Consider the following 12,133-nt stretch of genomic DNA (forward strand, 5'->3'; position numbering starts at 1 on the left):
CAAAATACATAGCTGTTTCATCTTTTTAGAGCATGAATATGAGAGTGCCGCGTAAAACAACGACAAAAAGACCGCACAGATTAGTGCGGTCTTTTGTATTTGAATGACTACTTAAAATATAAATTAATCCTTTTTGTTCGGATCAGGAAGGTCACGAGGGTTCCAGTTCTCCGCTTGAGGCTCAATATCCTCATGTTTTTTCACTTTCTCCTGCTGCTCAGGGGAATTGTTTTTGTTATCCTCTTGATTACGTACTTTATCTCCTGTTTGTTGTTGCATCTGAATTACCTCCTTAGAATGAGTAACGTTGACTTCGGTATAATAATAGATACCCGATTAGACAGTACTCAAACATTAATGGCAGCTTACTTAGAAGGGCATCATTTGTTATGTTTGCTAAGCTGCTTAAGGTGAAGGTCAAAAGCTTTCATAACCCAAAGATGAAGTGTGGCCTGAGAGTATTTATAGATAAACCAAGGTAATGAAGGTACATAATCGTGAATCGCTACGATACATTCTCTCGAGTTTGGCAACTGTAAAAATTCAAGTCTCCCCTTATGAATTTCCCGCTTATTAACCAAGATTCCGCCTGAAATTCGGTACGAAGCATGAGATGGACTGCTTTTCGTTTTATCATAGGTTAGTTCGAGGATTGGAACTTTTGCAGCCCTAAGAAAAATGCGGACAATCTGATCTTCACTTCTTGTAATCCGAATGAACGGTTTTGTAATACGTGACAGCCACTCTATGTAATAGTGCAGAACCCACTGTGCATTTTTCCCTTCCGGTAAACAGAGCCGCTGTACGGATCTCACATCTGATTTCATTGATTTTTTCGCTAAACCCGTAATTGGATAAGGAGAAATGGACGGACCATCGAACTGCTCTACCCAAAAGGCAGTAACAGGTACACCCGATGAGCCTAAGATTTGCTCTACTTCAAGTCTGCTTCGCAAGTGACGGGGTACGTCTTTGTTTTCTACCTCCGCCGGGTCCATTCCGCTGACATATACGATTTTTTTCACGTTGTTCCGCTGGGCTGCTCTGGCAAAATGCCCTGCCAAGATCGCATCCATATCCTCAGAGCTGCCCTGAGTCAGTTTGGCAGAAGAGTACATGGATTGACTGAGATAGATAGCATAGTCTGCTCCTCGTAGTGCTTCTTCAACATCGTCATAGGAGAAAAAGTCACAAGCACGCCAAGTGACATGCTCTGTATCTTTCTGTTGGTCAGCTCGCCGGGATAAGGCGATGATGTCGTAATTCTTTTGAAGTTCGGTCATTAGATACTGGCCGATATTTCCCGATGCGCCGGTAAGGGCAATGATGGGACGATAATTCTCTTCTTGATCCATTGGATTCTTTCTCCTTTGTTATTCTCATATAGATCTCAGGTGCTTGATTATAACCTGTGAGGGCCAAGTCTTAGTGAGAAAAAATTCTTGCCTAACTGTTGATTTCAGCGATCCCTCTGTTTTCATCTAACTTCCTATTAACTGTATAAAAAGCGTGAGATTGCTTATTCTAAAGAGAATTCATCAACAGGAATTTAAGCTAATATTAAGATATTTGCGACCGTAATATTAAGGTTTCTGGTTTATAATGCTATTTAATCTTAGATTTTAGAATATTTAAAGAGGTGTGAATGCAGCATGTCCAGAGAAGCAATCTTACTTGTTGATGATGAAAAGGAAATTATTGAACTTATTGAAATTTATTTAAAGAATGAAGGATACATAATATTTAAGGCATTCAATGGGGTGGAGGCCCTCGAAATCCTGCGCAACAACCCAGTTGATTTAATTATTCTTGATGTCATGATGCCACAGATGGACGGAATTCAAGCATGCATGAAAATACGAGAAAAAAACAATACTCCCATTATCATGTTGTCTGCAAAAAGTCAGGATATGGATAAAATTTCAGGCCTGAGCATCGGTGCGGATGATTATGTTACCAAGCCTTTTAACCCGCTCGAACTGGTTGCCCGGGTTAAATCACAGCTCCGTCGGTACAAGATGCTCAATAACCGCAGTGATTCGGGCGAGGATGAGATCGTGATTGACGATCTTGTGATTAATACGGCTACGCATACCGTGACGGTGGGGGATCAGGAAGTGAAGCTGACGCCCCGCGAATTTGATATTTTAAAGCTTCTGGCCGTTAATCAGGGAATTGTTCTAAGCATGGACAAAATATACGAGGAAGTCTGGAACGAGCCGTTCATGGACTCAAAAAATACGGTCATGGTACATATCCGTAAGCTCCGCGAAAAAATCGAAAAGGATACGCAGCATCCCGCTTATATTAAAACGGTTTGGGGCATCGGCTACAAAATGAGATCTGCAAAGGAGATGTAAGGGAGATGAATACCAAAGTATACATCAGTATTCGTTGGAAATTCCTTGCCATATTTCTTGGATGCATGGGACTCACACTGCTGTTCGTGCTGCTTGGGGGGTTGCTCGCTTCCTATGTTATCAAACTGAGCCCCTATAACGTGCCCCTAGCGTGGATCATCAACCATGTTGGATCTCAAAATACCATCCTTATTTTTGGAACAGCTTGTTTCATCACTTTATATATCTTTGCGACCCGTCCGCTTGTCTTACGTGCAAAGGAACTTGCAAGCGTTCTTGAGGAGATGGCGGCCGGCCGGCTTCATACGACTGTAAAGGTGAAGGCTTCTGATGAACTGGGTACAATCGCAGGAAACATCAACAGCGTGTCTGAACAGATTCATATGTACCTGGAGGAGATAAATCAAGGGCTTGCGAAAATCGCTAAGGGGAATTTTGACCACGAGATTCCGGTTAGAGAAAAACATGAGCTTGGCCTGATTGCACAGAGTATCAACGCGATGAGCGAACAACTGAACCGTTCCATTCAAGAAGAGCGAAACGCGGAGAAAACGAAGAACGATTTAATTACTGGTGTTTCCCACGACCTTCGAACCCCGCTTACTTCCATACTCGGATTCTTAGAAATCATTGATAAAGACCGTTATACCAATGAGGTGGAACTTCGCTATTACATGAATATCGCGTATGAAAAATCACTTAGTCTCAAAAAACTCATCGATGATCTATTTGAATATACCCGTATTAACAACGGTATGCCTCTTCATTTACGTGAACTGGATGTAACAGGACTTATTGAGCAGCTGGCTGAGGAATTCGTTCCGAGTCTGGAGCAGGCGAATATGACCATTCGAACGCATGTACCAGATCATCGGGTGATGATCAAGGCAGACGGCGACCAACTTGTGCGAGCATACGAAAACCTCATTTCTAACGCGATTAAGTACGCAAGCAGCGGTAAATATATAGACATTTATATTGAAAAAGAAGATGGACAGGTTGTTGTACGCATCTGTAACTATGGAGAACCTATTCCGAAGAGGGACCTTCCTTATATCTTTGAACGTTTTTACCGCGTCGAACAGTCTCGTTCGAAAGAAACGGGCGGAACTGGCCTGGGACTTGCGATCACAAAGAGTATCTTCGATGTGCATGGGGGCGAAATCTCCGTAGAAAGCTCGCCTAGACAAACGGTGTTCGAGACTCGACTGCCCATCTTGGAATAGCCCAAGGTCTATTTTAAATAAATCAATGAAAAACTTAAGAGTTTGTTAAGCATTTAGATAAGAACCGTTAAGAAGTGTCTTGTAGTCTTGACTTTAACAAGAGGAAAACAAGCAATGGCGAAAGCTGCTGCCTCTGACATATTTACTTCAGGAAGGAGCAAGACTGACGAATGGACACGATGGCGTCGAAGATGCTTACACATAAAAAAACACTGCTTATCACGATGATCGTATTGATCTTCGCACTGGCTGCTTTTTTAAGACTCGACTTTCTCGTCTCGGTCAATCATAAAGTATCGCATGATACAGTGAATTACGACATTATGGTTCGGCAGCTGCTGGAAGATGGAATTTATGCTTATAAGGATACGGAGCCAAACGCCCAGGTTACGCCGGGTTATCCGCTTTTTATGGCGGCGGTTTATAAGATGGTCGATTATCAAAATAATGATCCTTTTCCGTACATTCGATATATCCAGGTTGGTATTAGCCTTGTTACCCTGGGGCTGATTTATTCCATTGCCCGAAAACTGGCGGGCCAAACGGTTTCGATCATTGTGCTGCTTATAAGCGCTGTATATCCTCCGTTCATTTGGAGTAATGGCGCGGTGCTCACGGAAGTGCTGGCATGCTTTTTCTTAATGCTTTATATCCGCCTGCAGCTTTCTACGTTTGAGAAGAAGACACGAACCCTCGCTCTGCTTAGTGGTGCTGCAATGGGACTGCTTGTGCTTACGCGTCCGGAATTTTTAATTCTAATCCCAGCGGTTTATGTGTTTTATTACTTTTGGAAAAAGAACTTTAAGTTCACGCTGAAATTACTGCTGTTCACCTGCATTGGTACCGGGATTGTTCTCTCGCCTTGGGTGATCCGCAACATCGTGACTCTGAACGAGGTCGTTATTGCTTCTACACAGGTCAATCCCTTTGCAGCGGGTACTTATCCAGATAAAAACTATGATGATGGACTAGTTGACCGTCACGGTAAGACCCAAATGGAGGTCGCAAAAGAGCGGCTGAAGGTCGGCTTTACTGAACACACATGGACATTTGTAAAATGGTATACCGTTGGAAAACTAAAATACATCTACTCGAATATGTATTTTGGCAGCGGTCATACCCCGATATATAGTGTGCTTCCAAGTCCGCTCGGCAGTATGCTTCATTTAGCACTTGTCTATTTTTGTCCGGTCGCTTTGATTGCTGCTGTTCGAAAGTGGAGAAAGCCGCTCACGCTGCTAACGCTGATCCTCGTGGTCATGACGGTGACACGTTTAGCATTTGTACCGGAATATCGGTATAACTACACCTCCATGCCGCTGATTATTATGCTGGATACGGTGGTCGGCGTCGCTATCATACGCTGGTTTTGGAATAAATACGTAAGACCCTCACATTCACAGAAAGGAGCTGTTATCTATGACGAATCGACCAACCATTCATAATTCTTCGCTCAAAGTGCTTGTCATTGTTCCTGCTTATAACGAGGCGGAAGGCATTGGGCAAGTAATCCACCAGATTCGTCAAGATATCCCTTATGTGGACGTGCTGGTCATCAATGACGGATCAAGTGACGACACCAGTCGGATTGCCAAAGCAGCAGGCGCGAGCGTTATTGATTTGACCTGCAATCTTGGCATCGGCGGAGCTGTGCAAACGGGTTACCGCTATGCGGCTGAACATCATTACGATTATGCGGTGCAGATTGATGGCGATGGACAACATAATCCGAGTGATCTCAATCGGCTTCTGGATGCGATACTCGAGACGGGAGCTGACATGGTCATTGGTTCTCGCTTTATTACAAAGGAAGGGTTTCAGTCGACCTTTGCCCGTAAAATGGGCATCGGTCTGCTATCCGCCCTTTTGACTCGGCTCACCGGGCAGACCGTAACTGACCCAACTTCAGGCTATCGCTTCTGTGGAAAACGAGCCATTTCTCTGTTCGCTCGCGAGTATCCGACCGACTACCCAGAAGTAGAGGCACTGATGCTCTTGTATAACCGAGAACTCACCTTTACTGAGATTCCTGTCATCATGAAGGAACGTCAAGGCGGCGTATCAAGCATATCGGCGATGAGATCCGTGTACTATATGTCCAAGGTGATCCTATCTGTCTTACTCATGAAAACCATGAAAAAGAGAGCGTGGGAACATAGCTATGAATCTTAATGTTTACTTCGTTAGCTTTTGTATAAGCTTAGCGTTTGCCACTACGATTCTATATTTAATTCGCAAGCGAAAATTAAAGGAGCAGTATGCACTGCTTTGGCTTTTGATGAGCGCGATCATGATGATTTTATCTTTATTTCCGTCCATTTTGGATGGGCTGGCGGTACGAATTGGTATTTTCTATGCTCCGTCGCTGCTTTATCTGCTGAGTGTAGTTGCTATACTATTCATTCTGCTGCATCTGACGATCACCGTATCCTCACTTACGAACCGGGTCGTCATATTGACGCAAACACTGGGGCTTACGGAGGAACGTATTCAAAAGCTGGAGAAGCAGGTCGAAAAAGCAGCAGAGGCACAGGGGTTAACTATAGCTGAAGATGAGGAGCAAGGGATAGCCATACCGGACTTCTCACAATCCCCCGGGCTGTCTCTGAAACACTCGAATGATCAAGTTTGTCCCTCATCTCTAGACCGTGATGTTGTTCCCCCTCATGATTCAAGCAGGGAGGAGATCCGATAATATGGCCTATGTCGTGTTGTTCCTCAATATACTACTACTCGTCTCTGGCCAGATCGTCTGGAAAATGGGGCTTGAACAGCAGGGAGGCATTCAGCTCAGCAATTTCGTGTCGGTTCTATTTTCGCCTCTCATCCTGCTTGGTATCCTGTTTTATGGCTTGGCTACGGGGCTATGGTTTATTGTTCTGTCCAAGCTGCCGCTGAGTGTAGCCTATCCGCTGCAAAGCCTTGCTTATGCGATTGGGATCGTGGCAGCCTGGTATTTCTTTGGGGAAAGTGTCCCTCTGAACCGCTGGATCGGAGTGGCAGTCATTGTTATCGGTGCGGCTATTATTGCTGCAAAATGACAGTTCTGCTTGACTATATAGTTCATCGCTATCGTAAGCCTGGTCCGGTCCACTGGTAATTCCATGTGGAGAGATGGAATACTATACACTGTGTTTTTAGTGCTCACGCAGAGCATTTATTCATAAAGTGAATCTGCATCTGTTAAATCCTTAGGTTGATGAAGCAATCAACATTATAGGATTGGCAGATGTTTTTTTGTTCAATAATGTTTGTCTTAAGAACCGTCAGGCAGGATATGGTATACTTTATTGCATCATTTATAAGTTAAATAACCATAAACTTTAGATATAGTAGGTGAGCGTTTGTGAAGACGATAGCTGTAATTGGAGGCGGCATTACCGGATTATCCGCAGCCTATACCTTGCAAAAAGAAATTGAAAAAGAGGACCTTGATGCTCGTGTTATTTTATTCGAATCGAACCGTCAGCTGGGCGGCAAGATCTGTACTGCTCACGATGACAGCTTCACGATGGAGACAGGGGCAGATTCCATTGTCACTCGTAAAAAGCATATTTTCGAAGTCATTGAAGAATTGAAGCTCAAGGAAAAAGTGGTCTATAACGAGACAGGGACCTCTTTCATCCACACGGATGGAGAGCTCAAGCAGATTCCGGAAGATGCGATGTTTGGGATCCCGATGAGCATTGAGTCTCTTGCCGAGACCACGCTGGTATCTCCAGAAGGAAAAGTAGCGGCCCTGAAAGATTTCTACACCCCTAACGAAACGTTTACGAAACAGGACTCGCTTGGCGATTTTCTTGAGGCATTTCTTGGTGCGGAGTTTGTAGAAAAGCAGATTGCACCGGTGATTTCCGGCGTATATTCAGGAAATATTCATGAACTGACCCTTGCGTCAACGATGCCTTATTTATTGGATTATAAAAATGAATATGGAAGTCTCATCCGTGGACTTGATGCTCATCGAAGCGAGCTGAAAGGTCCCAAAGAAGGTAAGAAATTTTTATCTTTCGAAGGCGGGATGGCTGAACTTATTGATGCCTATGAGCGAGAACTGACGAATGTAACCATCTGCAAGAATACGGCTGTTACCAAAATCGTTCATGGACCGCAGGAAGGAACTTATACGGTTACCGTTTCCGATGGAGAAGATATTACCGTAGATCAGATCATTCTTGCTGCGCCCCATAAGGCAGTACAACAGATGCTTCAGCATGAAGAACTGAATCAGGATTTTGAGCGGCTGCGCAGTTCATCGATGATCAGTATCTATCTCGGGTATGATGTACCGGACGAGCGGCTTCCTGCGAATGGGACCGGATTTATCACTTCCGGGAGCAGCGATCTCACTTGCAATGCCTGCACTTGGACGAGCCGTAAATGGAAACATACTTCGAACAAGAGTCAGCTGTTAGTCAGACTCTTTTATAAAAGCGTGAATCCAGCCTACGAACAGATGAAGGATATGACACAAGAAGAACTGCTGCAAGTAGCAGCAGAAGATGTACGGAAAAGTCTCGGTATGTCGGAAGCACCCATTACTCATCATGTGAGAGTATGGCATGAAGAAATGCCGAATTATCACCGTAAGCATCATGAGCTGGTTACGTCACTTGAAGAGAAGATGTCTCTGTATTACCCAGGTATTAGGCTTGCGGGTTGCTCTTATTACGGCGTTGGTATTCCAGACTGTATTGCGAATGGGGAGAAGACTGCCTCTAAGGTGATAGAACAGCTATAGAAGGATATCAATCTCATGGTTTGGCAGGGGAAGCAGGATCTTTGCTTTTCATGTCTTTACTGTACTTATCGCTATTTTTCCTGTATAGTTCAGGCATAACATAGGAATAGAGCTGGAGTGATTGGATGAGTAAGGCAAAAGGTAAGGGCGGAACAGGAAGAGGCACAGGGAAAAAAGGATGGAATCGCTGGCAAGCAGGCGAACGCCGTGCTAGTAATTCTCCTAAACCATACAAGAGTAAAGGTACAAAGAAAACAGACAATAGTGAAGGCAGCTCAGCTGATACTCGCTAATTGAATAGAGGAAGCCGGTTCTGATAACAACAGAGTCGGCTTTTTTATCTGCTTTAGGTTGTAAAATAGCCATTCTTATTTCCTTTCTTAATAAAGGAGGAATGAGCAATGGAAAATCTAAACTTGGAAGAAATGGTCTATCTCATTACGAATATCGGATTCCCAATGGCAGTGTGTGTTATTTTACTTCGCTATGTACTGCAAACCATCGGGTCACGTCTTGATAAACTAGATAGTTCTTTACTGAGACTTAACCGGAGTATCAGAGAACTCGATGCTGAAGCGAAGGCAACACATGCAGCGTCTGAACGGAAAAAGGAAGAGTGATGAGACTCGTTCTGTTATACTGGGAGTTTGATATACGTACTTCATCCCGAAAGGTTGATACAAAACAAAATGAGAAAACAATTCCTACAAATAAGTCTAGTGGCAGCAGGACTGATTTTGTGTCTGTCGTTCCTGTCCGCATGTGACAAGGAAGCGGTTGAATTAGATGTTCAAGCTCCCCCTGCGCAGCAGGATAAAATCATTTATAAGCTGGAAGAAGAGAATGAAGCTGATCTTGCTGAATGGGATGACGAAAATGAGCAGATAAATAAAGTAAGCACCCTTGTGTATTCACATCTGAAACAGGAAGGTAAGGAATTTGTAGAAATAGCCGAGTTTTCGAATGAGCCGAATCAGCCGATTACTTTTGAAATGAGACTGCCGCAGGAAGCAAAGCAGGCATTCTCAGAGCCAAGGATCTCCGTGCTTGAAAGAAAATTAAAAACAACCGTATATGAAGTATCATTTTCGGCAAATGAAGATTTCTTTAAAGATAAATTGAATACAGAAGTTTTTTATGAGCTCAAATGGAAACAGCTTATAGGCGATACAACGCATACGATCACGAGGTTTGAAAGTTCGATAGAGACAGCCGAGCTTTTTAGATAATTCCATATTGTAACAAAAAGTAAGCATTTCTTTTGCGTTTCGAATTCTGTAAGAAGGGTAATTTTCAAACAAGAAGGTAACCATACCACTTACGAAGGAGGAAATTGAAATGTTGAAAAAAAAGGGTTTGCTTTTAACAGCCGTCGGTGCTGGGGTGACATACTTGATGAAAAATAAAACGGCACGTGATAAAGTTTTTAACACGGTATCTGGTATGATGAGAAGTTCGCGTTCTTCCCACGGTGGACGAAAATCACCGCGTGTTGATTTGAACTAGGAAGATTAATAGAAGATAACTCGGCCACGTTCGTGGTACGGGTTATTTTTTTGCTTCCGTACTCGGCAGAACTGGATAAGCTTCACGTCAAATGGTAGACTGGTGCTAACTTACGCGAGGAAGAATGAAGGTAACAACAAGAAGGAAGTGACTTTATGAGCAAGATTCAGTCCCATGTATTTAAACAAGTGTATAGCATTATGGAGGAATCGTTTCCTTTGATTGAATATCGCACTTTTGAAGGACAGCAAGCTTTGCTTGCGAATGCAAGCTATCGACTGCTCACCAAAGAGAATGACCTGGGTGAGGTCATCGCCTTTCTGGGGGGTTGGGAATTTGATGAATTCTGTTTTGTGGAGCACATCGCCGTGAAACCATCCATTCGCGGTGGGGGGCTGGGCAAGCAGCTGATGATGGACTTTATAGCGCAAATGAATAAACCGGTCGTGCTTGAAGTCGAGCCGCCGGAGGAAGAAATGAGTCAGAGAAGGATTGGATTTTATGAGCGGCTTGGTTTTCATCTGAATTCCTATCCCTATGTGCAGCCGCCGCTTCGAGAGGGACAACCTGATTTCCCTTTGATGGTAATGAGTTATCCAAGTCTGCTTACAGAGGAGCAGTTTCAGTCTTACCGGAATACTTTGTATGCAGAGGTATATAAAGTCGCATCGAAGTAGAGAGCAACTAATCATTCAGACCATTTTCCAGTGCAACTGCATGGGGAGTGGTTTTTTTGCTGTTTATATCATTTTTTGTGGATTGGGAATTGTAATGCTTTCTTCCTTTTTTTAATCGGTCCGAAAAGAGATATTCTGTGATACAATAAACTCTCTATGACGGTAATATCGGTTACGAATATAACAGGAGGATTCACATGACAAAAGGCATGTTTATTGCGGTTGAGGGTCCAATAGGAGCTGGAAAAACGACGCTTTCGTCCATGCTTTCCAAGGAACTAGATATCCCTTTATTAAAAGAAATTGTAGAAGAGAATCCGTTTCTCGGAAAATTCTATGAAAATATAGATGAATGGAGCTTTCAGCTCGAAATGTTCTTTTTGTGTAATCGGTATAAGCAGTTGGAAGACACGACGACGAACTATATCCAGCATCAGAAAAGAGTTATTTCCGATTATCATATCTATAAAAACTTGATTTTTGCACAGCGCACGCTGAAGGGTGTCAAAAGAGAAAAGTATCGCAAGATCTATCATATCCTTACCGATGATCTTCCGAAGCCGGACCTTATTATATATATCAGAGCAGACCTAGATACACTGCTTAAGCGAATTGCCAAACGCGGACGCTCTTTTGAACAGAATATGGACCCCGCTTATTTAGAACAGCTTATTATAGATTACGATGAAGCAATGACGTCTCTTGCTGAGCGAGAGCCAGATACAAAAATTATTACAATTGACGGTAATCAGATCGATTTTGTCGCAAGTCCTGAGCAATTTGACCTGATTGTGTCTGAGATAAAGGAGTACATTCAATGAACGATTACAACATTCCGCAAAATGCTTTGATTACGGTGGCGGGTACTGTAGGTGTAGGGAAATCTACCTTAACTGCTGCACTTGCGGATCGACTTCATTTCAAAACCTCTTTAGAGAAGGTGGATCATAACCCTTATTTGGAGAAGTTTTATCATGATTTTGAGAGATGGAGCTTCCATCTTCAAATTTATTTTTTGGCTGAACGTTTTAAAGAGCAAAAAAATATTTTTGAAGCAGGGGGAGGGTATGTTCAAGATCGCTCGATCTATGAAGATACCGGAATTTTTGCTCAAATGCACGCAGACAAAGGCACGATGAGTGTAACGGATTTTGAGACTTACACAAGCTTATTTGAAGCAATGGTAATGACTCCTTATTTCCCTCATCCAGATGTACTTATCTATCTCGAAGGAAGCCTTCCATCGATCTTGAACCGGATCAAAGAACGCGGCCGCGAGATGGAAATCCAGACCGATCCGGCCTATTGGGAAGAGATGCATGGACGTTATGCGAAATGGATCGGAGAATTCAACGCTTGCCCTGTGCTCAAATTAAACATTGATGAGTATGATGTGCATGATCCAGCTTCCTTGGACAGCATACTCACGGAAGTTGGAAAGACGATCACTAAGCATCGAAATAATAAGTAAATAAGGAAAAGGCTCCTCTTGGCACATGGAGGCCACTGAAAAAGTTGCGCTTTTAAATTAGTAATTGTTTCTCAAAACAAAATAGATCACTTCCTGTTTAGTTTTTGAATAGGAAGTGATCTATTTCTTTTATATTGACTTACTTCTCTGCT

General features: G+C 43.1%; 16 protein-coding genes. 14 read left to right on the plus strand and 2 right to left on the minus strand.

Annotated elements, in window-relative coordinates:
* Positions 1-123: 123 nt before the first annotated feature.
* Both PV403_RS23795 and PV403_RS23800 read right to left on the minus strand, forming a co-directional pair.
* Positions 124-279 (minus strand): hypothetical protein, encoded by a 156-nt coding sequence (locus PV403_RS23795; protein ID WP_213535286.1) that lies wholly within the window; start codon positions 277-279, stop codon positions 124-126.
* 101 nt (positions 280-380) lie between these two features.
* Positions 381-1,355: an NAD(P)H-binding protein gene (locus PV403_RS23800; RefSeq protein WP_332086184.1), complete on the minus strand. Its 975-nt coding sequence runs from the start codon at positions 1,353-1,355 to the stop codon at positions 381-383.
* A 297-nt stretch (positions 1,356-1,652) separates the two neighbouring features.
* Here PV403_RS23800 and PV403_RS23805 point away from each other — a divergent pair, with 297 nt between their 5' ends.
* The 14 genes from PV403_RS23805 (at position 1,653) to PV403_RS23870 (ending at position 11,981) form a co-directional block, all read left to right on the plus strand.
* Positions 1,653-2,360 carry a response regulator transcription factor gene (locus PV403_RS23805; protein WP_213535288.1) on the plus strand — a complete coding sequence of 236 codons (708 nt, stop codon included), beginning with the start codon at positions 1,653-1,655 and terminating at the stop codon, positions 2,358-2,360.
* Positions 2,361-2,365: 5 nt separating this feature from the next.
* Positions 2,366-3,586, plus strand: coding sequence for a sensor histidine kinase (locus tag PV403_RS23810; protein WP_332086185.1), 1,221 nt, complete (start codon positions 2,366-2,368; stop codon positions 3,584-3,586).
* 170 nt (positions 3,587-3,756) lie between these two features.
* Positions 3,757-5,031, plus strand: a complete 1,275-nt coding sequence (locus tag PV403_RS23815; protein ID WP_332086186.1) for an ArnT family glycosyltransferase — start codon at positions 3,757-3,759, stop codon at positions 5,029-5,031.
* Positions 5,006-5,758, plus strand: a complete 753-nt coding sequence (locus PV403_RS23820; RefSeq protein WP_332086187.1) for a glycosyltransferase family 2 protein — start codon at positions 5,006-5,008, stop codon at positions 5,756-5,758. The genes PV403_RS23815 and PV403_RS23820 overlap by 26 nt, the downstream gene beginning before the upstream one ends.
* The gene (locus tag PV403_RS23825; protein ID WP_332086188.1) at positions 5,748-6,281 is read left to right on the plus strand and encodes a DUF2304 domain-containing protein; all 534 of its coding nucleotides are present in this window, start codon (positions 5,748-5,750) and stop codon (positions 6,279-6,281) included. Before PV403_RS23820 ends, PV403_RS23825 begins: the two co-directional genes overlap by 11 nt.
* A gap of 1 nt (position 6,282) precedes the next feature.
* The gene (locus PV403_RS23830) at positions 6,283-6,627 is read left to right on the plus strand and encodes an EamA family transporter (RefSeq protein WP_213535293.1); all 345 of its coding nucleotides are present in this window, start codon (positions 6,283-6,285) and stop codon (positions 6,625-6,627) included.
* 305 nt (positions 6,628-6,932) lie between these two features.
* On the plus strand, positions 6,933-8,327 hold the full coding sequence (hemG, locus tag PV403_RS23835) for a protoporphyrinogen oxidase (RefSeq protein ID WP_332086189.1): 1,395 nt from the start codon (positions 6,933-6,935) through the stop codon (positions 8,325-8,327).
* Positions 8,328-8,452: 125 nt separating this feature from the next.
* Positions 8,453-8,620, plus strand: coding sequence for a DUF3934 family protein (locus PV403_RS23840; RefSeq protein WP_213535296.1), 168 nt, complete (start codon positions 8,453-8,455; stop codon positions 8,618-8,620).
* A 108-nt stretch (positions 8,621-8,728) separates the two neighbouring features.
* Complete coding sequence (locus tag PV403_RS23845) at positions 8,729-8,947, plus strand: hypothetical protein (protein ID WP_213535297.1); 219 nt, start codon at positions 8,729-8,731, stop codon at positions 8,945-8,947.
* Positions 8,948-9,016: 69 nt separating this feature from the next.
* Positions 9,017-9,556, plus strand: coding sequence for a hypothetical protein (locus tag PV403_RS23850; protein WP_332086190.1), 540 nt, complete (start codon positions 9,017-9,019; stop codon positions 9,554-9,556).
* Positions 9,557-9,665: 109 nt separating this feature from the next.
* Positions 9,666-9,833 (plus strand): hypothetical protein, encoded by a 168-nt coding sequence (locus PV403_RS23855; RefSeq protein ID WP_213535376.1) that lies wholly within the window; start codon positions 9,666-9,668, stop codon positions 9,831-9,833.
* A gap of 155 nt (positions 9,834-9,988) precedes the next feature.
* Positions 9,989-10,510 carry a GNAT family N-acetyltransferase gene (locus PV403_RS23860; protein WP_332086191.1) on the plus strand — a complete coding sequence of 174 codons (522 nt, stop codon included), beginning with the start codon at positions 9,989-9,991 and terminating at the stop codon, positions 10,508-10,510.
* A gap of 197 nt (positions 10,511-10,707) precedes the next feature.
* Positions 10,708-11,331, plus strand: coding sequence for a deoxynucleoside kinase (locus PV403_RS23865; protein WP_213535301.1), 624 nt, complete (start codon positions 10,708-10,710; stop codon positions 11,329-11,331).
* On the plus strand, positions 11,328-11,981 hold the full coding sequence (locus tag PV403_RS23870) for a deoxynucleoside kinase (RefSeq protein WP_213535302.1): 654 nt from the start codon (positions 11,328-11,330) through the stop codon (positions 11,979-11,981). Before PV403_RS23865 ends, PV403_RS23870 begins: the two co-directional genes overlap by 4 nt.
* Positions 11,982-12,133 lie beyond the last annotated feature (152 nt).

It is taken from the genome of Paenibacillus sp. GYB006 (assembly GCF_036577645.1).
In the GTDB taxonomy this organism is placed as follows: domain Bacteria; phylum Bacillota; class Bacilli; order Paenibacillales; family Paenibacillaceae; genus Paenibacillus.